Raw genomic sequence first — 22,386 nt, 5'->3', positions numbered from 1 at the left:
GTGTCGTATAACAGTTCACAATATTCGCGGCGCGTCATGAAAATCAAAAAGCACGCCGTCCGCGACCTCGCAGATCGCCGGCCAATCACAGGCAGAGGAATCGTCATGCATGGCCCACACGCGCATGCCTGCCGATTTCGCGGACTTCATGGCGACCAGCAGATCCTCGAACACCGTGCAGCACTCCGGCTCGACGCCCAATCGGGAGGCCGCCAACAAATACACATCCGGCTGGTCCTTGCCGACATCGCCGGCATCGTCCACACTGACCACCTGATCGAAATACCGGTCGATGCCGACATGCCTCATCGCGGGCTCGCGCAGATGCGGGGGCAACGACGTGGCGACCGCCAATGCCGCACCCGATTCCTTCAACGCCCGCAGATAGTCATGCGCGTACGGCTTCGCCTCGACCACCGTACCGTAGGCGACAGAGGCCATCTCATCCCACTCGGCCATCAGATCTTCCGGCGTGTCCGGCAAATCAAAACGCGCGATTGTATATTCGGCGATCTGACGGAACTGCATCGAAGCGACTTTGGTCATATAGTCGTCCGGCACGGCGATGCCGCGCTTGGCAAGGAAATCGATATCAACCTGATCCCACACGCCCATCGAATCCAGCAGCGTGCCGTCAAGATCGAAAATGGCGGCCTTACCGGTATTGACGTCCATCACTTGCTCCTATCCCATGGTTCACGCAATGCAACCGCTTATCCAAGATGCGATTCGTCCAGCAGTTCCCGCGCATGGCCAAGAGAGGCTTCGGATTCCGTGCCCGACAGCATACGCGCGATCTCATTGACGCGATCCTCGCCGGACACCGGCATCACCGTGGTTTCCACGCTTTCCCCGTCATCCGCCTCTCGTTTACGCACAACGAATTGGCTGTCCGCCCAAGACGCCACCTGAGGCAGATGCGTCACGACAATCACCTGCGCGCTTCGGGCGAGACGGGCCAGACGACGGCCCAATTCTGCAGCGGCCTTGCCACCGACACCGGCGTCGACTTCGTCGAAAATGAACGTCATCGAAGACATGGCATCTCTCGAACCGGCATCGATCCGCCGACCTGCCGTGCACAATTCCAGAGCGAGCATCAGACGGCTCAGTTCACCGCCAGACGCGCTTTTCCCCATAGGCAGCGGTGCGGAACCGGGGAAAGGCGTGAACAGGAATTCAATGTCATCACAGCCGTTCGCATCCAACATCCCCTCCCCGATGCGCGGCGTCACCCGAATGCACAGCGACGAACCCGCCATGGCCAGCGACTCCAATTCGCCGGTCACGCTGTCGCTCAATTCGACGGCGGCAGCCCGACGTTGTTCGCTCAGCACCGCAGCCTTCCGTACGGCTTCGGTACGCAACCGGTCACGCTGCGCGCATAATTCGCCGATACGCTCATCGGAGGCATCAAGATCCTCAAGGTCGAAAACGGCTTTGTCCCGCCAGGCAATCACATCAGCCAAGGTCGGCCCCCAGCGGCGAGTCAGCTCGCGCAATTCATGAATGCGGTTATTGATGGCATCCAGGCTTTCGGTTTCAGAGTCGTCGTCAATCTGCCGCGACAACGTGAAGACGACGTCCTCGAGATCGGCATTCATCGATTCCAAACGTTGGACAGCCTGATCGAACACGCCATCCATATGTATGCCCCGCAACGCATGCACCGCGGTTTCAATCAACGCGATCGCGCCCGCACCTTCATCCCGCACGCCCAGCTGGGAAGCGTCCAACGCGGCCAGCGCTCCGGAGACGCCTTCAGTGATCCTCGCCGAGTTTTCGATGCGGTCGCGGCGTTCCCTCAGATCGTCGTCCTCCCCCGGCTTGGGATCGACTCGAGCGATGCGTTCAATGGATTCACGCAGATAATCCGCCTGCTGCCGCGCCGAAGCTTCCTGATTGGTGACGCGCCGGATTCGTTCCTCCACCGACTGCAGCTCGTTCCATACGGCGCGATACGACAGCAACGCCTCATCATCATCGGCGTATGAATCGAGCAGATCGCGCTGGCGCGTCGTCGAAACGATGCGTAGCTGATCAGCTTGACCATGGACAGTGACCAAATGCTCCGCCACGGCATTCAGCACCGAACGGGGAACGCTGCGCCCACACAGCGTCGCACGGGAACGGCCGGATGAGGGAATCGTTCGGGCCAGGAACAGCTCATCATCCTGTATATCAACGCCGACGTCCTCCGTCACAGCCACAACGTCGCGATCACGTGCGGCATCAACCCGAAAGACGCCCTGCGCCCAAGCCTTATCCGCACCGGGCGCGACACGCCCGGAATCAGCGGAACCGCCGGAAATCAGGCGAATCGCACTGAGCAACATCGACTTGCCCGCACCCGTTTCGCCAGTGATCGCGGTCATGCCCCGCGCCGGTTCCAGCATCGCCGAACGGATAGGGCCTAAATCATGAATCTCGAGCTCTTCAAGCATGTATGTCCATCTCACCTGTCAGGGGACGCGCATCAGCGTCGTTCTTCATCCGGCATCACGGTTGCGTCCGCGCACCGCTCGTGGCGCAACTGGTCCTGCCGCGCATGCTCACGCCATCCCACGACGGGCAAATCGAACTTCGTGACCAGGCGATGCGTGAACGGAACGCCGGACAGGCGCGCCAACTGCAACGTATCTTTCGACTGGCGGACCTCCATGCGTGTGCCCCTCGGCAGGGCACGCTGACGGCGGCCATCGCAGCAAATCCACCCATCCGACATGGAATCCTCCAAAATATCCACGGCAAACGTCGAACCGGCACCAATGATCAAAGGGCGCGCGAACAACGCATGCGCGGCCAACGGCACCAACTGCAACGCTTTGACGTTCGGCCAGATCACCGGTCCGCCGGCGGAAAACGCGTATGCGGTGGAGCCTGTCGGCGTGGATACAATAACGCCGTCGGCCGCGAATGAACTCATCTCAACACCATCAACCTGAATCGCCATTTCGATCATTTTGCCACGATCGACGCGTTCCAGCGTGATGTCGTTCAGCGCCCAATCCTCAATCGGTTCATCCGCTCCGGGCAGCCACACGTCGGCGTGCGCGATCATGCGCTCATCAATGTAGTAGTCATGCTCGGCGATGCGCCGAATGGCCTCACTCATCTGGAAGCTCTCGAACTCGGCCAAAAATCCAACATGTCCCAGGTTGACGCCAAGGATCGGCACGCGTGTGCAATGCACCAGTTCGGCGGCGCGCAGAATGGTGCCGTCACCGCCCAGTACCACGACGATTTCCGTATCGTCCGGCACCCGCGGGGAGGCCATGCCGAATTCCGGCGCTTCAGCATTGTCGATAATCGATACGCTGAAACCGGCATGACGTAGCTGATCCACAGCCTCATTCACGATAGTGCCGCCCTGTCGGATTCTGCTATGCGTCACCACCACCGCGTGACGAGTGTCTGCCATCCGTCAACCTCCTGGTCGAATCAACTCACCACTTACAGTGTAATCGAACAAATGAACGAATGGAGACACGACGCTTCACACATCACATCGAAAAACAAAAATTCATCCAAGTCGTTACCCGTCTTCACCCGTTTTTCTCCGACAATGGGAAATAGGACAGTGACGCCCTACAACTGAAGGCGGGAACGATGGATATCACAATCCGCACCGGCCTTGTACAGGCTGGTCAATACGGAATAATTCATGTCAAAGGCGACGTGGAATTCGATTGCGGCGTACGCTTCCGCTTACTTGAATTACACGGCTCCGTGTACACGCCGGAACTTATCGGGCATCGTGTGCAATGTAACGGCGACATCATGTGCGACGGCAATATGCAAGTCGGCGGCATTCATGGTCATGGATCGCTGCGCATCGACGGCGACGGATGGTGCGATACGCTGCAATTCACCGGACTACTGGATGTCGCCGGAATTCTACATTGCAATGAAAGACTTGAAATCAATGGAAAATTGATTAACAAGCGTCTGATTCGCGCAGATACGGCGCATCTTAACGGCGTGCTGCACGGCAAGGAGCTTCGTACGCGTGATCTTCGTTTGCGTCCTTTGGATTCAGCGTTGCTTACATGCCTGGCGATTCGACGATACGCCGGCTCAAGCAGCGCATTGAATGTCCGAGGCGAATCGGTGGAAGTGCATCGGCTGAGCTGCCACAGCATCAACGCATCTTCCGTGCGTGTCGGCGCGGAATGTTGGGTGGAGAAAATCGTGTACGATAAGAGTCTGGACATATCACCCACCGCACATGTAATCAGCGTTCACGACAGCAGCAAACGTCAAGCACAGGCAGGCAGCGTCGCGTAAAGCAGAAATTCGACGTTGCCGTATGTTCCTTCAATCGGAGAGACACAGGTCGATTGAACCGCAAAACCATGTTCGGTTGCGCATCGCATTACATCATGCAAGGCCTGTTCGCGTATGGCCTGGTCTTCGACGATGCCATTGCGATTGAGGTGCGCTCTACCGACTTCGAACTGCGGTTTGACCAGCAGCACGATATGCGCGCCCGGTGCCGCGATGCGCGCGATGACGGGAATGACATACGTCAGTGAGATGAAGGATACGTCGGAAACGATCATCTGCGGCAAGAACGGCAGATCCGACGCTTCGACGTCGCGAATATTGACGCCACTCATTTCGATAACGCGACCATCATTGGCGATGCGAGAATCCAACTGGCCGTGGCCGACGTCCAGTGCGATGACTTGTGCGGCGCCGTGGCGCAACAACACTTCGGTGAAGCCGCCTGTCGACGCGCCGATATCCAAACATTGCAGGCCTTGGGCGAATGGCAGGCCGTCTTTTGAAAACGCGTCAAATGCGCCGACCAGTTTGTAGGCGCCACGGGAAACGTAATCGTCGCCTTTGTCGACGGTGATGCCGTCGACGTCGGACACTTGTGCTGCCGTCTTGGTGACGGTTATGCCGTTGACTTGCACATGTCCGTCTTTGATGAGACGTTGCGCCTTCGACCGGGTTGCGACGATGCCGGTATCCGACAAATATGCGTCCAGACGAAATGTGCGATGGCCGATATTATTCATGATGACGTCCGTCGAGATCGTGTTGCAATGCGTTGAGAATATCGGAGAACAATTCGACGCATTGCGCGTCGTCCAAGTCGTCGATGTGCTGCAATGCGGTGAAGCGTTCCGATATTGCCATATGCTTGGTTTCTTGCGGTTGGCGCTCGGATTGTTCCATCATGTTCTTCCCCTACCACTTCTTGTCGGCATGTGAAAACCCGCATAGCTCCTTTGAATCGGAGGTATGCGGGTCCGTAACGATCAGTCGGCTTCGATTTCGAAGCGAGGCAATTCGAGGCTTTGCACGTCCACGCCTTGATCGGCCGCATTCCACAGCATGCTGCAGGCCGCACGCAAGGCGTTCATCGAATGCACGTCGCTGACCTGCACCTGAGAGCCTTCGATGCGGGCGAAATCTTCGGCGCAGGCCCAGGTTTCTCCGTTGCGGATGGTGGCCTGCTGCGCTTCGTTCAGACCACGGAGATCCTTGGCAATGAAGCTCGGGCGCAAATGCTGCGGTGCGGTCATCAATTCGTTCGGATTCGTCACGCCGGTCAGTACGGCCAAGGAATCGTAGCCGCCGCGGGTACCGGCTTCGATATCGGTGTCAAGACGATCGCCGATGGCCAAACACAGCTCCTTGGCGACCGGGGTGGCTCCATCGTGGGCAGCCAATAGTCGGGCTTCGTCGTACATGGCGGATTCCGGCTTGCCTGCCGAGGAAACCGGTTCGACGCCGGTCGCGTTGATAACGGCCATGATCATCGATCCGCAGCCGGGGGCGATGCCCAATTCGCGTGGAATCGTCAAATCGCGGTTGGTGACGAAATATACGGCCCCATGTTCGACCGCGTACGCCGCCTGTGCCATCTGGTTCCATGTCATTTCGGGATACCAACCTTGGATAACCGCTGCAGGTTCATCCTGCGTGGATTCCACGACGACGAGTCCCTGCTTGGCGACTTCCTGACGAAGATGTTCGGCGCCTACTACCAGCACTTTGGCTCCGGCGGGAACGGCACGGGCCACCATGCGGGCGGCCACAACCGATGACGTGATGATCTGCCAGGGTTCGACATCCAAGTCGAAACCGCGCAGCTGTTCGGCCACCACGGACTGTAGGCGGGACGAATTATTCGTCGTATATTCCACCGTCATACCCGCCGATTCGGCGGCACGGATGCTGTCCGCAGCGTATTCGACCGGATTCTTGCCTCGGTACACCACACCGTCAAGGTCAAGCAAAGCAAGCCGATAGGCTTCGCTTAACGGCTTATCGGTGGATTTAAGCATACCTGTCATCGTTTGTGGTCATTCCCTTCCAAGGTCGGTATCGAAATGGTTCAGCCTTCAGACTTCACTCTGCGGATTCTTCCGAAACGACTTCTTCGGTTTCGCCCTCTTCGGCCGGATCATGCTCGGTCAGTTCGCCTTCGTCGAATGCCTGAGCAGGCTCTTCGTTGGACCGGGCGCCTTCCTCCGCCTCTTCGGCAGGAAGTTCCGTTTCATCTTCGGATTCCTCCGCTTCTTCCGATTCGTCATCCGAATTTTCGACGTCCTCAGCGTCTTCTTCCTGCGGATCTTCCGGAGCGTACTGAGCATCCTCTTCGGTGATGCCGAGCTGGTCCATCAGCTCTTCGGACATCTGGTGCATATCGTATTCGATGACCAGATCGTCGGGGGTTTCATCCTCATCGGCGTCAGCGTACTGCAATTCGAGACGATCAAGCATCACGTCAAGGTCGACGGCTTCATCGGTGCGGCCAGCCTCTTCCAGGAAGTACTGTTCGGCCTGAATGGCGCGCATACGGTAGGCGCCGGCCAAGCCCTTGGAACGGCCCAGCATGTGCACGATTTCGATGGCCTTGTCCCACAGCTTCAGATCGCCCAGCGCGCCTGCGTAGACCAGCAGCATTTCCGCCTTGGCTTCGCCGCGCAACTGACGCGCTTCATCGGACATTGCGATTTCGATGGCCTTCTTCGGATTGCCGACGCCACGCTCGCAATCAGCGATGAACGGCAGGTAGTCCAGGAAGCCGTTCATACGGTAGGCGGTGCGGAATTCGCGCATGGCCAGCTTATAGTCGCCCTGACGGTATGCGACGAAAGCCAGGGTTTCGCGGGCGAAATCGATGCGGGAAGCCTGATGGGCCACCCACTTCGCATGTTCGAGAGCCGCCTTTGGATCGCTTTCCTCAAGCGTATAGGCGGCAAGAATGTGATAACCGATGTTGTCGGCGTGTTCCTTGCTCAGACCGCGCAGACGTTCCTTCTCATCCTTGCTGAGCATCTTCAGATCGATGCCGCGTGGCATCTTCGGCTCGTTCGGACGACGGTCGGTATACGGGTTCTGCGACGGATAGCTGATTGTGCCGTCGGAATTGCGATGCGGCTTCGACAGGTAGTCGCGACGTTTCTCTTCGCGATATGCGGCCTTTTCCTCGCGTGTGAACTCGCGGTGCTCGTCACGACCATTGCGGTCATCACGACGGAAGCCACGGCGGTCGTCACCGCGGAAGCCACCGGAACGACGATCGTCACGACGGTCGCCGTGGTGGAAATCACGCTGGCCGTCACGACGATTATCACGACGGTCATCACGACGGAAGCCGCCGTCATGGCGATTGTCGTCATCGCGATGGAACGGACGGTCGCCACCCTCACGGAAACCGCCCTTGCGGGAATCGCTTTGGCGGAAATCGTCATGGTCACGACGCTGATAGCGCTGATTGTCTCCGCGAGAACCACGGAAATCACGAGATTCACCGTCGCGACGGAAGCCACCGGAACGACGGTCGCCGTTGGATCCGCGATTCTGGAACTTACGGTCGCCGCCACGATATTCGCGACGCTCGCCGCCCTCGGAGTCACGACGGAATTCGCCATCGCGGCGGAATTCGCCGTTACCCTTGCGATAGCCGTCACGACGGTCACCATCCTTATGGAAACCGCTGGATTTGTGTCCATAGGACTTGCCGCCATTGCCGGAACGCGGCTTGAATCCCTTGTCGCCGCGGGATCCCGGCTTGCCGGAATTGTAGGACCTGCGATCGCCGTGGAAGTTGCCGCGTGAACCGTGCTGTTCTTCTGCCATGAATGTCCTTTGTTAACCATGCAGGGACGCATATGCGCCTCTGTTGTTCAGATACAGGGAAAATGAATAATGGAAAATGGTCAGCCTATTGGCTTTATGGGCGTGGCCGGAGCATCGTCACGGCCACGCGACAAGTAATCGATATGCGATCAGTGCTTCGTCACAACGCCGAGGGCCTTCTTGCCTCGACGAATCAGAGCGAAGCGTCCATGCAGAAAATCATCCTCGCCAAGCAGCTGTTCCTCGTCTTCGACACGCACGTTATTCAAATACATGCCGCCGGACTTGATGGTCTTGCGTGCTTCGGAAAGCGACTTGAACAGCCCGGCCTTCACGCCGGCTTCGCAGACGCGGTCTCCCGCTGCGGCTTCGGCGAAAGCCTTGGAGCCGTCTTCCTGATCGATTTTCAGACCTTCCAGAGCACCTTCCAACGTGGCTTCGTCAATGGAAGCGAGGTCCCCGCCGCGGCCGAACAATGCGCCGGCGGCGTCGATGGCCTGCTGGGTGGCCTGCTCGCCATGCACGAAGCTGGTGATCTCCCAAGCCAATGCGCGTTGTGCTTCGCGTGCGCCCGGATTGGTCTTCGATTCCTCGATCAGACGTTCGATTTCTGCCTTCGGCAGGAAGGTGAACGCCTTGAGCAGGTTCTCCATTTCCGCGTCCGGACGGTTGAACCAGAACTGGTAGAACTTGTAGGGGCTGAGCATCGTGCCGTCCAGCCACACGGCATTGCCTTCGGACTTGCCGAACTTCTTGCCCTGCGCGTCGGTGATGATCGGGCTGGTGAACACGTTGACATCGTAGCCGCGAACCTTATGGATCAGATCAAGGCCGGAAGTGAGGTTGCCCCACTGGTCGCTGCCGCCGATCTGCAGCACGCAATGGTATTCATCGAACAGATGCAGGTAATCGTTGCCCTGCAGCACCTGATAGCTGAATTCGGTGAAGGAGATGCCTTCCTCGGAGTTCAGACGACGGGCGACGGTGTCTTTGGAAAGCATCGTTCCCAAGCGGAAGTTCTTACCGACGTCACGCAGGAAATCGATGACGCTCATGCCGGCGGTCCAGTCGTAGTTGCTGACGAAACGGACCGGGTTGCTGCCTTCGGTTTCCAGAATGCCGCCGATCTGCTTCTTCAGTCGTTCGGCCCAACCGGCCACGACATCCTTCGGGTTCAGCGTGCGTTCGCCGGACTGACGAGGATCTCCGATCAGACCGGTTGCACCACCGACCAAAGCGATCGGATGGTGGCCGGCGGACTGAAGGTGACGCATGTTGATCAGCTGTACAAGATTGCCGATATGCAGGGAAGCGGCGGTCGGGTCGAAACCGCAATAATACGTGATCGGCTCCCCGTTCAGCACTTGTGCGAGTCGTTCCCTGTCGGTGGACTGGGAAATCAACCCGCGCCATTCCAGCTCATCGAGGACGGAATCGAATCCGGCCTCCCTGAAGTCGATGACGTGAGCCATATCTATTGTCACTCCCCTATCAAATTGTGAGTTTTCCTATGCTTTTCAGCCTTATAAGTCTCTCAGGACAGGCAGACAGGAAGGATCGCGCACAAAAACAGCTACAGTGGAGCATACGGCGAAACGAAGGGAAACACCATGGACAGGCAGGGCATGAAGTACACGGCCAGACGTCACATGCGGTCGCACTACTGGTTGCTCGTTGCGGTGTGCCTATGCGCCTCCTTCCTTGGCGTGCAATACGGATCGTCGCTCTGGGCCATCAACTATCAGAACGGCCCCTCATTGATCGACGTCAATATGGATATCGCCATCGACGTCATGACATCCGACAATGACGTCTCGGCTCGCAATCAGGTGGAGCGCAACGAATCGGCGATACGCGAGGGCGATGACGTCTCCGCCTTGGGACGGTCCCGCGGCATGCTGGCTTCCGCGATCAACGCCGTCTCGTCCGGCAGCCTCACACTGTCGATATTACAGACGCTGCAATCCATCATGCGATCGCGCAGCATGGCCATGATGACGCTGATCGCGGCAAGCTTCATCGTCTATGCATCCTTTTGGCTGTTCATCCGACAGGTCTATCTGATCGTCTCCCGAAGAATGATTCTAGAGGGGCGCACCTATGACATCGTGCCGGCGGCGCGGTTCCTGTACCCGCTGCACAACGGATCGTGGGCACACATGGCGTGGGTGATGCTCGCCATGAACGCATACCGTCTGCTATGGATGCTCACTCTGATCGGCGGTGTCGTCGCGACCTACTCCTGCATGCTTGTTCCCTACATCGTAGCCGAGAATCCCAGCATCTCGGCAAAAGAGGCCATCCTGCTGTCCCGACGGATGATGCACGGCCATAAGTGGGAATGGTTCCTGGCACAGATGTCGTTCATCGGATGGCACCTGCTGAACCTGGTCACGCTGGGATTGTCCGGCATCCTTTATTCCAACGTCTACCAAGCCGCCTTTTTCGCCGAGTACTATGTCCGTCTGCGTTCCATCGCGAAACGGACAGGTCTGCCGGGAAGCGAGGCATTGAACGACGAATGGCTGTACCGTCACGCCGACCGCGCACTGCTTGATGCGACGTACCACGACGTCACCCGGCAAATCGACATCATCGCCGCAAGGGAATCGCAGATCGAGAAGCCCGACGGTCTCGCCGGTCTGCTTGCCGAGCGCTTCGGCGTCATGGTCGTGTCATCTCCACAAATCAAACGATACGAAACATACCGTGCGCAACGCTACCAGGCGGAGAAAGGACGTGCGATGCTCGAAGGACGGACCTATCCGATACGGCTCGCCTCCGTTCCCATGCCGTTCCGAGTACGAGGCGACGTCGCGTCGGGCGCCACGCGGAGCTACACCGTGCTGCATCTGGTCGTCATGTTCTTCATTTTCGGCTTCATAGGCTGGGTTTGGGAGGTCGCCATCGCCTTCATCAATGAAGGCATGTTCATCAATCGAGGAACCATGTACGGCCCATGGCTGCCTATCTATGGCGTTGGAGGCATGTTGATCCTCATCCTGCTCAGGCGGCTTCGTGAACGACCGACCTTGGAGTTCCTGGCCACCATCGCGCTCTGCGGCACACTGGAATACGTCACGTCATGGGGCCTTGAGCTGATTCATGACGGTCGGCGATGGTGGGATTACACAGGGTATTTCCTCAACCTCAACGGTCGGATCTGCGCGGAGGGGCTGCTGGCGTTCGGCATCGGAGGCCTTGCCATCGTCTATCTGCTGGCTCCCGCGGTCGACGACCTGCTCAACCACGTCGCCGACATGCCACTGACCCTGCTCGCGACAGCGTTGTCCATTCTGTTCCTGATCGACCTGGCCTATTCGATGACGAATCCGAATACCGGCACCGGCGTCACCGATTACCGCGCCCCATCTTCCGCAGTAGCGTCCGGAGCTGATCCAACGTCTCCTTATTGCGTGCAGTGCGCAGTTTCGGGAACGCCGAGATCATGCGTAGCTGCTGCCGATTCAACATCGAAGCGGCGGTGTCACGGACACGCGCTTTGAATTCGTAGGATATGCGTTTGCTGGATTCCATCGATTCGCCGAATCGCACCGCAACATCCAGAACAGCGTCGTCCACGGTCTGCCGTATGGCGATGCCATAACTCGCCAACGTATCCCGGACCTTGTCGAGATTGTTTTCAAGACCGATCATGCCGCAAGCCGTGATCACGCAATCGACAATCATCGACGCCATGCCGATAATGCAGATCGCGTGCAATACGACGACAGGTATCGCACCGGTCCAACGCTGGACGGCAGGATGGATCAAATCATTAATCACGATGGCAAATACGCCGAATACCAACGCGCCCATCAGACATACACGCCCGTTGAGATTGAAACGCATATCCGAATAATCCCACCAACGTGCGTGAAACAGGCGCTCCAGCAGCCATGAGGTGAAGTATTCCAGAACGCAGGCGCCGAGCGCGCCTGCAATGAACAGCGCCACAGGATCGGTGATGCCGCCCAGCACCGTAACCGAGCCAACCGCGCCGATGCCGTAGATCGGACACAATGGACCGTTCAAAAATCCGCGATTGACAATGCAACGCTGTTGAACCGACACCACAATCGACTCATACAGCCATCCCAGAAATCCGTATAGCAAAAACCAGAGTATGCAATGTTCAATCATGTCGTATATCGCGAAAAATCAAATAATCCAACAGCTTCCGGCAGATTCAAACCTGTTGGCCATCCGTGTGCGTCCGCTTCCGCCCGTGTTACGCATGAATCCGTGCACTGCCGGACGATTTCGTGGCTTTCACAGGCCTCTTACGCGCCAACGTCTTCAGATTCGGACGATTGAACCGGTCGAACGACAACGTTTCACGCGTCGCGCTGATTTTGTCGGCGACGGTTACCAAATAACCTTCAACATAGCGAGGCGGCAGCGGCGTCAGCGGGAACATGTGACGCGAAATGCTGTCGCGCTCGATGTCATTCAAATCAAAATCGTCCAAAGCGTTCAACAAAGCGGCGCCGCCATGCGTGAAACCGTGCAGACGATGCTCTCCGTTATCCCAATCATGCCAATCGTAAAGAAAATAATCATGCAACAAGGCCGAACGCACCAGCGCTTTCGTATCAACCCTGTTCCACAGACGCAGACGATCGGCCAGCCATACGGACAGACAGGCGACGCGTATGGAATGCGCGAATGTAGTCACCGAACCATGTTGATAGCAACGTTTTTCAATCTGCATGCGTTCATGGTTGATGACCTCACTGCCGTAATGATGGACCAATGCACGGATCTGCTGTTTCGTCAGCACATTTCCTCCCATACGCACAACATTCGCCACCGACGAACATGCCGGCGCACCGACTTCGATTGTAAGCCAGCGCACCGGCATGAATCAATCATTTTCGCCTATATCAGGCAAGCAACGATTCCGGGCTCTTATATGCCGAGCCGTCGCTGACGGAGGTCGCGAACGCGCGCAGACGTTCCGTTTCGTTCACAGCGGCTTCGATCTGTTCGGCGACTCGGTTCGGAGCGGTTCCGCCCTTGCCGTTACGGGCAGCGACAGAGCCCCTGGTGGACAGCACCTCGCGCACCTGCGGTGCCTTGTCTGCGGACAGGAATCCTTCGAACACCGATCGGAAGTCTTCATCGGTCAGGTCCCACAATTCCTGGGAACGGGATTCCGCGACCTTCACACAGGCGCCGGAAAGCTCATGCGCGTGGCGGAACGGAACACCATTGCGCACCAGCCATTCGGCGATGTCGGTGGCCAACGCGAAACCGGTGGGGGCTTCGGCTTCGAGACGATCCAAATCGAAGGTCATCGTGGCGATCATACCGGTGAAGGCGGGCAGCAGCACTTCAAGAGTGTCGACCTGATCGAACACCGCTTCCTTGTCTTCCTGCAGGTCACGGGCGTATGCGGTGGGCAGGCCCTTAAGCGTCGCCAGCAGGCCGGTCAGATCGCCGATCAGACGGCCCGACTTGCCGCGGGCCAATTCGGCGATATCCGGATTCTTCTTCTGCGGCATAATCGAGGAACCGGTCGAATAGGCATCGTCAAGGCGGACGAACGCGAATTCCTGAGTATTCCAGATGATGATTTCTTCGCTCAGACGACTGATGTCGACACCCGCCATGGCGGCGACGAAAGCGAATTCGGCGACCAGATCACGGCTGGCGGTACCGTCGATGGAATTGGCGGTGACGTCGGAAAAGCCCAGTTCGACGGCCACGGCCTGCGGGTCGAGGCCAAGCGTGTTGCCGGCAAGCGCGCCGGAACCGTACGGGCTGGCATTGACACGGGCATCCCAATCGGTCAAACGCTGCACGTCACGCAGCAACGGCCATGCGTGCGCCATCAGCTGATGAGCGAGCAGCACCGGCTGAGCGTGCTGCATATGGGTGCGCCCCGGCATGACGGCGTCGCCGGCTTCCTTGGATTTGACGATCAGGGACGCGACGAGGTCGAGCAGCTCGCCTGCGATGATGCGGCTGTGACGACGCAACCACATGCGAATCAGCGCGGCGATCTGATCATTACGGGAACGGCCGGCGCGCAGCTTGCCGCCGAGCTCGTCTCCTGCGATTTCAAGCAGGCCGCGTTCCAATGCCGTGGCTTCGTCCTCATCGTCTTCAATCGGCGCAAAGACACCGCTGTCCACACGACGCTGCAATTCGTCAAGCGCATCTTCCATGCGCTGCAATTCGTCGTCGGTCAGCAGGCCTGCGCGGCCCAACGCGCGGGCGTGCGCGCGAGAGCCGGCGATATCGTCATCGGCCAAGCGCCAATCGAATTGGGTGGATTTCGACAGCTTCGCCAGTTCGGGCGATGGACCGGAGGAGAAACGGCCTCCCCACAGCGCGAGATGTTCTTGTGTTTGCTCTTCGTTGCCTGTATTGCTCATACGTCATACTGTACGGGCCGGCATTGTCATGAAGCGAATCGGTCTCATTGTTCGTGCGCGGCGAATCGTTCCATGATGGCGTCGACGGCATTGACCATATCGTCGACAATGCGCTGGTTTTCCGGATTGGCGTCCAATAATTGCATGCCGGTCAAAGTCAGACTATTGGTTATCGCGATTCCCATATCGGCATGTTCCGGCGATAGCGCATTCCACGGCTGGCGCAGCATGCCGTCCAATGCGCGATACATCCATTTGAGATGATCCTGCGATTGTTCGGAAGACAGATCCTGCATCATCAACCGCATCAGCCACCCGTGCCCGTGCAGGGCGGATTGTTCGAGATTGATGCGAACCCATGCGTGGATGCGGTCACGCGGATCGTCAAGCCCTTCCATCGATTCTTCAAGGGCGGCGGTCCACTGCGGCATATGCTGATCAATAACCAGCCCCTTGAGTTCATTCACCGAAGACACATAGCGGTATATCGAATTGCGGGCGATACCTGCACGCTTGCTGACGGCAGCGGCGGTTAACACGCCGTCTTCCGAACGAAGAATATCGCTGGCTGCGGCAATCAGATCGTTGGTGATTCGTTCACGATGCTCTTTTACGGTCGCTTCTTCGATTTTCGGCATATCTGCACTCCCCTCTGTCACGCCATGTCCAACGATAGCGACACACTGTCTCATATGTTAAGGACATGGCGTCTCTAACCTGCTGGGCCCGTGTCGGGAACCGGTTGCACGTCAATCAGGCATCCCGGCGCCACCGCGGCAGGCTCACGGCAATTCAGAGAACGCCGCCACGCCAGAAACGGAGTGTCTGCTTATGCCAGAAGTCACGCAGCCCATCGGAAACGAACTTGGGCACAATACCATAAGCAACGGCAAAGCGCCATGGGGTGCATTGTGGATGCTTGCGGCCGGCCTTGCCTTGATCATCATCGACAGCTCCATCGTCAACGTTTCCCTGCCCGCCATTATCGACAGCCTCGGCATCGATCTGACCGACGCGCAGTGGGTGAACACGCTGTACAACATCGTTCTCGCGGCATTGCTGCTCCCCTTCGGCCATTCGGGTGATGTGCGCGGCCGCAAACGCTTTTTCGAAAGCGGAATCATCATATTCGCCTTCGGCTCGACGCTCGCCGCGGCATCGACCACCGCCGGAATGCTGCTCGCCGCACGCGCTGTTCAAGGCGTCGGCGCAGCAATGATCATGCCATCGACATTGTCCACCATTTCCGCTTCCTTCCGCGGCAAAGATCGAGCAGCCGCCTTCGGCGTGTGGGGCGCGGTGATGTCGGGCGCCGCGGCAGTCGGGCCATTGCTGGGCGGCGTGCTGACCACATACGCTTCCTGGCATTGGATCTTCCTGATCAGCTTGCCGTTGGGACTGCTTGTATTCCTTGCCGGCCTGCGTTTCGTTCCGGAAACGCGGCGCACTCATAGCGCTGCGGACGCAACCGCACAGCGCACCCGCGGCGATGTTCTCGGTGCGCTTCTTTCCGTTGCGGCTTCGGCCCTGCTGATGTTCGGCCTTATCGAAGGTGAAAGCCTGGGATGGTGGACACAGAAGACCACGTTTGCCATCGCCGGCCTGGCATGGCCGACGTCTTGGCCGTCGGCCGCTCCGCTGGCAATCGCCGCCGGCATTGTTTGCGCCATCGCATTTGCAGCGCACGAATCGCATCGCATCGCATCCGGCAAAACGCCGATGTTGGATGTCACCCTGTTCCGCATTCCCACATTCGCATGGGGCAATCTCACCGCTACGGCCGTGGCGGCCGGGCAGTTCGCTTTGATTTTCGCCCTGCCTCTGTTCATGGTCAACGCCGCAGACCTTTCCTCGTTCACGGCGGGACTGATTCTGGCGGCCATGGCGATCGGTGCTCTTATTTCCGGCGGCTCCGCGCGTTTTCTTGCGGCGCGCCTCGGCATCAGCAATACCGTGCTGGTCGGATTGCTGTTGGAAATCGTCGGCGCAATCGCAGCGATACCGCTGCTGCAATCTCATGTGAACATGCCGCTAATGGTCACCACGCTGATTATCTACGGAGTCGGTTTGGGATTGGCTTCCGCGCAGTTGACCAGCATCATTCTGTCCGACGTGCCGATTCGACAGTCCGGAGAAGCATCGGCCACGCAGTCCACGGTTCGTCAGCTGGGGTCCGCTCTTGGTGCGGCCATTTCGGGAACCGTCCTGGCCATTGCCGCCAATGTCGCGCTGCCGAAGCGTCTTGAAACACTACAGCTGCCGTCAGACAGCGTTGATTCATTGGCGACGGCGGTTTCGTCATCCGCCGGAAGCGCAATCGGTGCCATGCGCAACGGCCAAGTACCGGACGAATTGGTCAGCGCACTGGCCGCGGGATTCTCCGACGCCTCGAGATGGACCGTCGGCATCGCCGTCGTCATGCTGGCACTGGGATTCGTCGGAGCGTGCATCGTCGCCCGGTACACCAAGCATGTACACACGGAACAGGATCATCACGCATAGGTCTTTCGAATCCCCGCTCCTTAGCAACGGTTTGCGGAGAGCGTAAAAAACAGACTCCACAAACCGTTGTACGCAAACCCTCTGCATACAAAACCGCTGTATACAGAGAAATGCGAAGGTAATGTTTGTCGGGGCATGTGTGTGCACCGACAGAATCCGTACCAACAAAATCCATACCGACAAAAATGGGGTGCGACGAGTACTCGTCACACCCCGACGCGCTTTATTGGGACAAAGCGTTGAATGTTTATGCGATAACTGCCGTTATTACTCGACGGTGTTGTCCGGCACTTCGATGGCGTTGCCGAACTTGACGTCGCGAGCGGCCGCGACCTTGCTCGGCAGGCCGTAGATTTCGATGAAGCCGTTGGAAGCGTTCTGGTCGAATGCATCGCCGGAATCATAAGTGGCAAGGTTGTAGTCGTACAGCGAGGACTCGGAACGACGTCCGACCACGACTGCGCGGCCACCGTGCAGCACCATGCGGATTTCACCGGACACATACTGCTGGGTGTCTTCGATGAAGGCATTGAGGGACTTGACGGCCGGAGAGAACCACTGCGCATCGTAGACCAGCTCGGCCCAACGCTTGTCGATATCACGCTTGATGCGATGCTGCTCACGCTCCAAGCAGAAGTTTTCCAGCTCCTGGTGGGCGGCAATCAGCGCGATGGCGCCCGGAGCCTCATACAACTCACGGGACTTGATGCCAACCAGACGATCTTCAATCAAGTCGACACGACCAATGCCTTGAGCGCCGGCACGACGGTTCATTTCTTCGATGGCCTGCAGCGGGGTCACATCACGGCCGTCGATACGAACCGGCACGCCCTGCTTGAATTCGATGATGACCTCATCTTCGACCGGCGGGAAGGCCGGATCGTCGGTGTAAGAGTAGCAATCCTTGGTCGGAGCATTCCACGGATCCTCAAGGAAACCGGTTTCGATGGCGCGCCCCCACACGTTCTGGTCGATGGAGAACGGGCTCTTCTCAGTCTGGACGATCGGCAGCTTATGCTCGTTCGCATAGGCGATTTCCACGTCGCGGGTCAGCGACAGATCGCGAATCGGGCTGATGGCCTTCAGATTCGGGTCGATGGACTGGATGGACACTTCGAAACGAACCTGATCGTTGCCCTTGCCAGTGCAGCCATGCGCAATCGTGTCAGCACCGAACTGGTGTGCGGCGCGCACAAGATGCTTGGTGATCAACGGGCGAGAGATGGCGGAAACCAGCGGATACACGCCTTCGTACATGGCGTTCGCCTTCAATGCCATCATGCAGTATTCATCTGCGAATTCGTCGCGGGCGTCCACCACATAGGCCTCGACGGCACCGCAGTCCAGTGCGCGCTGCTTGATGGTCTCCAGGCTTTCGCCGCCCTGTCCAACATCAAGGGACACTGCAACAACGTCCTTGCCGGTGCGATCCTTCAGGTACGGGATGGCCACCGAAGTGTCCAAACCACCGGAATACGCCAGAACGATACGATTCTTTTCGCTCATGGTCAACCTTTCTTCAAGTCTGATATTCATCAGTATATGCAGATCTATGTATATTTATGCATTTATATCAGCGCAGCGTGTCGCATATGCGTCTATTCTTTTGTCACCAATCGCAAAAGCCATTCAGAACGCGACTTCGCCGTATCATCATCAGCGCAAATGATCATCACCGTATCATCGCCGGCGATAGTCCCCAACACGCCTTCGATTGGCTGCTTATCGATAACGCTGCCCACATATTGCGCGGCGCCGGACGGCGTATGTACGACGATGAGATTGCGGGCGAATGCCACTGACGTCATAAGACCGGACAGCACACGCGATATCTGTTGCTCGGCCTTGCCCGTCCCGTCCATCGGCATCGAAGCCGCTGCGGGATGCGATGCGGCGTGGGCTCCCTCCGAAGCCCCTACCGCATATGCCAACGTGCCATCCGCCAAGCGGGTTTTCGCCGCGCGAAGCTCATCCAGGTCACGACTCAACGTCGCCTGCGTCACCTCAATGCCTTGCGAAGAAAGAATCTCGGACAATTGCGATTGCGAGGTGATGACATGTGTCAACAGCGCCTGTTCGACGGCGCTAAGCCTGGCCGCCCTTGTGGACGGCCTTTGCAATGATGACGAAGCGTCAAACACATCCGTCATGTCAGACCAGCAAGCTTTCATCGCCACGCTGCTGGCCAATCAGCCAAGTCAGCAGCGCCTTCTGCGCATGCAGACGGTTCTCCGCTTCATCCCACACCACGGACTGCGGACCATCAATCACCGAAGAGGTGACCTCCTTGCCACGGTATGCGGGCAGGCAATGTTGGAACAACGCATCCGGCTTGGCCAGCGCCATCAATTCGTCATTGACCTGATACGGCCAGAACGGCTTAGAACGAATGGCATATTCGGCTTCCTCGCCCATCGAGACCCACGTGTCGGTGAACACGCAGTCGGCACCGGCGACGGCTTCCTTCGGGTCGGTGGTGACCAGAATGGACCCGCCGTTCTCGGAGGCGATCGCCTCGGCGTCGGCGACAATGGCCGGATCGGGCAGATAACCGTTCGGGCCTGCCACGCGCACATGCATGCCGGCAACGGCACCACCGAGCAGATACGAGTTGGACATGTTGTTCGCCGCATCACCCAGATAGGCGATGGTCATGCCCTTCAGAGCGTCGACGCCGCCGCGGAACTGCGCGATCGTCAGGAAGTCGGCCAGAATCTGGCAAGGATGGAATTCATCGGTCAGCGCATTAACTACCGGCACGGTGGAATACTTCGCCATTTCCTCGACACGATCCTGGCCGAAGGTACGCCATACGATGCCATAGGCCATACGGGTCAACACACGCGCGGTGTCCGCGACCGGTTCGCCACGGCCCAACTGGGAGCCGGACTTATCGATAACCAGCGGATAGCCACCCAGTTCAGCCACACCGATGGAAAAACTGGAACGGGTACGGGTGCTCGGCTTGTCGAAAATCACTGCAACACCCTGCGGGCCTGCGAAGGGCTGGTGATAGAAGCGGTTTTCGCGGAACTTCATGCCGAGTTCGAGAATCTGCTTCTGTTCCTCGTGGTTCACATCATCGTCGCGCAACATGTGACGCAGTTGTCCGGCCATAGTGTCTCCTTTATCAAACAAAAATTCAGTCGTCGGGATCAGTCATTCTTCAGGTCTTCGGGGATGCCGGCAAGAATTGCGATGGCATCGGAGACGTCCTGTTCGGTGACGTTCAGCGGCGGCGCGATGCGCAGCGCACTCGGGGCCACGGCATTGACGATCAGACCGTGTTCCAGAGCCCATTCCATTGCGGCATGCGCACATGGATGGCTCAGCTCGATGGCGTCCAGCAGACCACGGCCACGCACGGACTTGAACAGCGGCTTGTTCAATGCCATGATGCCATCACGCAGCTGCTGGCCTCGGGCTTCGGCGTTGGCAACCAAATTCTCGCGTTCAATCACGCCGATGGTGGCCATGCCGGCAACAGCGCCCAACGGATTGCCGGCGAAGGTCGAACCATGCGAGCCCGGCGTATACAGTGCGGAAAGTCCAGCGCCGAAGGAAATCATGCCGCCCATCGGGAAGCCGCCAGCGACGCCCTTGGCGAAAGTGACGATATCCGGAGTCACGCCACCGGACAGATCTTCACGCTGAAAGGCAAACCATTTACCGGTACGGCCCATGCCTGTCTGCACTTCATCGAAGATGAGCAGCGCATTGTTCACATCGCACATATGACGCGCTTGTCGCACGAATTCGGCGCCGACCGGCTGCACGCCGGCTTCACCCTGGATGAGTTCCATAATGACCGCGGCGACCGGGCCTTTGCCGTAAGGTCCCTGACCGGTCTGCGCGAAGGCGTCGAACAGGGCCTCGGAGTCCCCTGCTTCCACGAATTCGATATTCGGTACAAGCGGCTCGAACTTCATACGGATCGCCGGTTTCCATGTGGCCGACAGCGCACCCATGGTACGGCCATGGAAGCCGTGCGTCAGCGCGATGATCCGCGCGGGCTTGCCACCCATCGACGGACTGGCGCCGTCAAGCGTGCGGCCGTACAGCTTGGCAAGCTTCAGAGCGGCCTCATTGCCTTCGGCTCCGGAGTTGCCGAAGTACACGCGGGAGCCTTCCGGAGCGCCGGACAATTCGATCAGCTTGGCGGCCAGTTCGATTTGCGGCTCGGAGGCGAAATAATTGCTCACATGGGCGACTTTCGCAGCCTGCTCACTTACCGCCTTCACCCAATCCGGATGCGCATAACCAATGGAGTTCACCGCGATTCCGGCAAGGAAATCGAGGTATTCGTTACCGTCGACGTCCCAAATACGGCATCCTTGGCCGTGATCCATGACGCGTAGCGGCGTACCGAACACATTCATATGCACCTGGGAGTACTCCCCCAGCCACTTGGAATCCTCCGGACCCAAGTTTTCCAGTTTTTCAGCGCTCATACGAACTCCTCATTTCAATACCGTCTTCGGGCACCACCATGGTGCCGATACCGGCGGTGGTGAAAATCTCGTTCAGAATGGAATGCGGCTTGCGGCCGTCGATGATATGCGCCTGAGGCACGCCACCGTCAAGGGCGCGTACGCAGGCCTCCATCTTGGGGCGCATGCCGGTTTCCAGATCAGGCAGCATTTCCCTCAGCGCTTCCACGCCGATGCGGCCGATCAGGGAATTACGATCCGGCCAATCGGCGTACAAACCTTCGATATCAGTCAGCACGATCAGTTTGCTGGCGCCAAGAGCGGCGGCAAGAGCTGCCGCTGCCGAATCAGCGTTGACGTTCAGCACCTCGGTGGCGTCTTCCTCGTTCGGCGCCACGGAGGACACAACGGGAATGCGTCCGGCGCTGATCAGATCCTCGACGGCGGACGCATCGACGCTGACGACGTCGCCCACCAAACCGATATCGGTCGGCTTGCCGTCGATAATCGGTCGACGCTGCATTGCGGAGAACAATGCGCCATCCTCACCGGACAAACCGACCGCGAACGGGCCGTGTGCATTGATCAGGCCAACCAGTTCACGGGATACCTTGCCGGTCAGCACCATACGAACCACGTCCATGGCTTCCGGCGTGGTGACGCGCAATCCGCCTTTGAACTCGGACTTAATGCCCAAAGCCTTCAGCATGTGGGAAATCTGCGGACCACCGCCATGCACGACCACCGGATGCAGACCGACCTGGCGCAGGAACACCATGTCTTCGGCGAAGCACTGCTTCAGACGCTCATCGACCATCGCGTTGCCGCCGTATTTGATGACGATGCGCTGGCCTGCAAACTGCTCCAGCCACGGAAGTGCTTCAATAAGCACTTCCGCCTTCTGATCGGCCCTCAAATCGGTATGTACATCCAGATGGTAGCCAGGACCCTTCAATTCAGCCATTCCA

19 protein-coding genes and 1 pseudogene are annotated in these 22,386 nt (G+C 58.3%); 3 read left to right on the top strand and 17 right to left on the bottom strand.

Annotated elements, in window-relative coordinates; all coding sequences use genetic code 11:
* Window positions 1–15 precede the first annotated feature (15 nt).
* Genes AC1AWD_RS02780 through AC1AWD_RS02770 form a run of 3 tightly spaced genes read right to left on the bottom strand, consistent with a single transcriptional unit; the run spans window position 16 to window position 3,421 of the window.
* Complete coding sequence (locus AC1AWD_RS02780; RefSeq protein ID WP_476563514.1) at window positions 16–675, bottom strand: HAD family hydrolase; 660 nt, start codon at window positions 673–675, stop codon at window positions 16–18.
* 38 nt (window positions 676–713) lie between these two features.
* Window positions 714–2,444: a DNA repair protein RecN gene (gene recN / locus AC1AWD_RS02775; protein ID WP_476563512.1), complete on the bottom strand. Its 1,731-nt coding sequence runs from the start codon at window positions 2,442–2,444 to the stop codon at window positions 714–716.
* 32 nt (window positions 2,445–2,476) lie between these two features.
* Window positions 2,477–3,421: an NAD kinase gene (locus AC1AWD_RS02770; RefSeq protein WP_476563510.1), complete on the bottom strand. Its 945-nt coding sequence runs from the start codon at window positions 3,419–3,421 to the stop codon at window positions 2,477–2,479.
* 188 nt (window positions 3,422–3,609) lie between these two features.
* Between AC1AWD_RS02770 and AC1AWD_RS02765 the strand changes: the two genes are divergently transcribed.
* Entirely contained in the window at window positions 3,610–4,287 is a 678-nt protein-coding gene (locus AC1AWD_RS02765) for a hypothetical protein (protein WP_476563509.1), read from the top strand.
* Here AC1AWD_RS02765 and AC1AWD_RS02760 read toward each other — a convergent pair.
* From AC1AWD_RS02760 to tyrS, 5 genes are all read right to left on the bottom strand, one after another.
* Window positions 4,260–5,027 (bottom strand): TlyA family RNA methyltransferase, encoded by a 768-nt coding sequence (locus AC1AWD_RS02760; RefSeq protein ID WP_476563508.1) that lies wholly within the window; start codon window positions 5,025–5,027, stop codon window positions 4,260–4,262. The genes AC1AWD_RS02765 and AC1AWD_RS02760 overlap by 28 nt on opposite strands.
* Entirely contained in the window at window positions 5,020–5,190 is a 171-nt protein-coding gene (locus AC1AWD_RS02755) for a hypothetical protein (RefSeq protein ID WP_476563507.1), read from the bottom strand. The genes AC1AWD_RS02760 and AC1AWD_RS02755 overlap by 8 nt, the downstream gene beginning before the upstream one ends.
* 80 nt (window positions 5,191–5,270) lie before the next feature.
* Window positions 5,271–6,311 (bottom strand): HAD-IIA family hydrolase, encoded by a 1,041-nt coding sequence (locus tag AC1AWD_RS02750; RefSeq protein WP_476563506.1) that lies wholly within the window; start codon window positions 6,309–6,311, stop codon window positions 5,271–5,273.
* Between the two features lie 55 nt (window positions 6,312–6,366).
* Window positions 6,367–8,103: a tetratricopeptide repeat protein gene (locus AC1AWD_RS02745; protein ID WP_476563505.1), complete on the bottom strand. Its 1,737-nt coding sequence runs from the start codon at window positions 8,101–8,103 to the stop codon at window positions 6,367–6,369.
* 149 nt (window positions 8,104–8,252) lie between these two features.
* Complete coding sequence (tyrS, locus tag AC1AWD_RS02740; protein ID WP_476563504.1) at window positions 8,253–9,575, bottom strand: tyrosine--tRNA ligase; 1,323 nt, start codon at window positions 9,573–9,575, stop codon at window positions 8,253–8,255.
* A 138-nt stretch (window positions 9,576–9,713) separates the two neighbouring features.
* Between tyrS and AC1AWD_RS02735 the strand changes: the two are divergent.
* Window positions 9,714–11,414 (top strand): annotated as a pseudogene (locus AC1AWD_RS02735) (DUF975 family protein); the annotation flags it as partial.
* 40 nt (window positions 11,415–11,454) lie between these two features.
* Here AC1AWD_RS02735 and AC1AWD_RS02730 read toward each other — a convergent pair.
* The 4 genes from AC1AWD_RS02730 to AC1AWD_RS02715 all read right to left on the bottom strand — a co-directional run bounded on the left by AC1AWD_RS02730 (window position 11,455) and on the right by AC1AWD_RS02715 (window position 15,124).
* The gene (locus AC1AWD_RS02730) at window positions 11,455–12,219 is read right to left on the bottom strand and encodes a putative ABC transporter permease (RefSeq protein WP_476563503.1); all 765 of its coding nucleotides are present in this window, start codon (window positions 12,217–12,219) and stop codon (window positions 11,455–11,457) included.
* Between the two features lie 115 nt (window positions 12,220–12,334).
* Window positions 12,335–12,898: an HD domain-containing protein gene (locus tag AC1AWD_RS02725; protein WP_476563502.1), complete on the bottom strand. Its 564-nt coding sequence runs from the start codon at window positions 12,896–12,898 to the stop codon at window positions 12,335–12,337.
* Between the two features lie 91 nt (window positions 12,899–12,989).
* Complete coding sequence (argH, locus tag AC1AWD_RS02720) at window positions 12,990–14,486, bottom strand: argininosuccinate lyase (protein WP_476563501.1); 1,497 nt, start codon at window positions 14,484–14,486, stop codon at window positions 12,990–12,992.
* A gap of 44 nt (window positions 14,487–14,530) precedes the next feature.
* Window positions 14,531–15,124, bottom strand: coding sequence for a TetR/AcrR family transcriptional regulator (locus AC1AWD_RS02715; protein ID WP_476563500.1), 594 nt, complete (start codon window positions 15,122–15,124; stop codon window positions 14,531–14,533).
* Window positions 15,125–15,317: 193 nt separating this feature from the next.
* Between AC1AWD_RS02715 and AC1AWD_RS02710 the strand changes: the two genes are divergently transcribed.
* The gene (locus AC1AWD_RS02710; protein ID WP_476563499.1) at window positions 15,318–16,988 is read left to right on the top strand and encodes an MFS transporter; all 1,671 of its coding nucleotides are present in this window, start codon (window positions 15,318–15,320) and stop codon (window positions 16,986–16,988) included.
* 267 nt (window positions 16,989–17,255) lie between these two features.
* Here AC1AWD_RS02710 and AC1AWD_RS02705 read toward each other — a convergent pair whose 3' ends face one another.
* The 5 genes from AC1AWD_RS02705 to argB all read right to left on the bottom strand — a co-directional run bounded on the left by AC1AWD_RS02705 (window position 17,256) and on the right by argB (window position 22,382).
* Window positions 17,256–18,494, bottom strand: a complete 1,239-nt coding sequence (locus AC1AWD_RS02705) for an argininosuccinate synthase (protein WP_476563498.1) — start codon at window positions 18,492–18,494, stop codon at window positions 17,256–17,258.
* A 92-nt stretch (window positions 18,495–18,586) separates the two neighbouring features.
* Window positions 18,587–19,138 carry an arginine repressor gene (locus tag AC1AWD_RS02700; RefSeq protein ID WP_476563497.1) on the bottom strand — a complete coding sequence of 184 codons (552 nt, stop codon included), beginning with the start codon at window positions 19,136–19,138 and terminating at the stop codon, window positions 18,587–18,589.
* Window position 19,139: 1 nt separating this feature from the next.
* Window positions 19,140–20,105, bottom strand: a complete 966-nt coding sequence (gene argF, locus AC1AWD_RS02695; RefSeq protein WP_476563496.1) for an ornithine carbamoyltransferase — start codon at window positions 20,103–20,105, stop codon at window positions 19,140–19,142.
* Window positions 20,106–20,143: 38 nt separating this feature from the next.
* Window positions 20,144–21,439: an acetylornithine transaminase gene (locus AC1AWD_RS02690; RefSeq protein WP_476563495.1), complete on the bottom strand. Its 1,296-nt coding sequence runs from the start codon at window positions 21,437–21,439 to the stop codon at window positions 20,144–20,146.
* The gene (argB, locus tag AC1AWD_RS02685; protein ID WP_476563494.1) at window positions 21,429–22,382 is read right to left on the bottom strand and encodes an acetylglutamate kinase; all 954 of its coding nucleotides are present in this window, start codon (window positions 22,380–22,382) and stop codon (window positions 21,429–21,431) included. The genes AC1AWD_RS02690 and argB overlap by 11 nt, the downstream gene beginning before the upstream one ends.
* Window positions 22,383–22,386 lie beyond the last annotated feature (4 nt).

The sequence above is a fragment of the Bifidobacterium sp. LH_512 genome, from assembly GCF_056356435.1.
This window is presented reverse-complemented; position numbering and strand designations above follow the sequence as displayed.

Coding starts and splice junctions, on each gene's coding strand:
- AC1AWD_RS02770 (WP_476563510.1), bottom strand. CDS start 3,421: ATGGCAGACACTCGTCACGCGGTGGTGGTGACGCATAGCAGAATCCGA.
- AC1AWD_RS02750 (WP_476563506.1), bottom strand. CDS start 6,311: ATGACAGGTATGCTTAAATCCACCGATAAGCCGTTAAGCGAAGCCTAT.
- AC1AWD_RS02760 (WP_476563508.1), bottom strand. CDS start 5,027: ATGAATAATATCGGCCATCGCACATTTCGTCTGGACGCATATTTGTCG.
- recN (WP_476563512.1), bottom strand. CDS start 2,444: ATGCTTGAAGAGCTCGAGATTCATGATTTAGGCCCTATCCGTTCGGCG.
- AC1AWD_RS02780 (WP_476563514.1), bottom strand. CDS start 675: ATGGACGTCAATACCGGTAAGGCCGCCATTTTCGATCTTGACGGCACG.
- tyrS (WP_476563504.1), bottom strand. CDS start 9,575: ATGGCTCACGTCATCGACTTCAGGGAGGCCGGATTCGATTCCGTCCTC.
- argH (WP_476563501.1), bottom strand. CDS start 14,486: ATGAGCAATACAGGCAACGAAGAGCAAACACAAGAACATCTCGCGCTG.
- AC1AWD_RS02745 (WP_476563505.1), bottom strand. CDS start 8,103: ATGGCAGAAGAACAGCACGGTTCACGCGGCAACTTCCACGGCGATCGC.
- argF (WP_476563496.1), bottom strand. CDS start 20,105: ATGGCCGGACAACTGCGTCACATGTTGCGCGACGATGATGTGAACCAC.
- AC1AWD_RS02710 (WP_476563499.1), top strand. CDS start 15,318: ATGCCAGAAGTCACGCAGCCCATCGGAAACGAACTTGGGCACAATACC.
- AC1AWD_RS02755 (WP_476563507.1), bottom strand. CDS start 5,190: ATGATGGAACAATCCGAGCGCCAACCGCAAGAAACCAAGCATATGGCA.
- argB (WP_476563494.1), bottom strand. CDS start 22,382: ATGGCTGAATTGAAGGGTCCTGGCTACCATCTGGATGTACATACCGAT.
- AC1AWD_RS02705 (WP_476563498.1), bottom strand. CDS start 18,494: ATGAGCGAAAAGAATCGTATCGTTCTGGCGTATTCCGGTGGTTTGGAC.
- AC1AWD_RS02765 (WP_476563509.1), top strand. CDS start 3,610: ATGGATATCACAATCCGCACCGGCCTTGTACAGGCTGGTCAATACGGA.
- AC1AWD_RS02725 (WP_476563502.1), bottom strand. CDS start 12,898: ATGGGAGGAAATGTGCTGACGAAACAGCAGATCCGTGCATTGGTCCAT.
- AC1AWD_RS02690 (WP_476563495.1), bottom strand. CDS start 21,439: ATGAGCGCTGAAAAACTGGAAAACTTGGGTCCGGAGGATTCCAAGTGG.
- AC1AWD_RS02700 (WP_476563497.1), bottom strand. CDS start 19,138: ATGACGGATGTGTTTGACGCTTCGTCATCATTGCAAAGGCCGTCCACA.
- AC1AWD_RS02715 (WP_476563500.1), bottom strand. CDS start 15,124: ATGCCGAAAATCGAAGAAGCGACCGTAAAAGAGCATCGTGAACGAATC.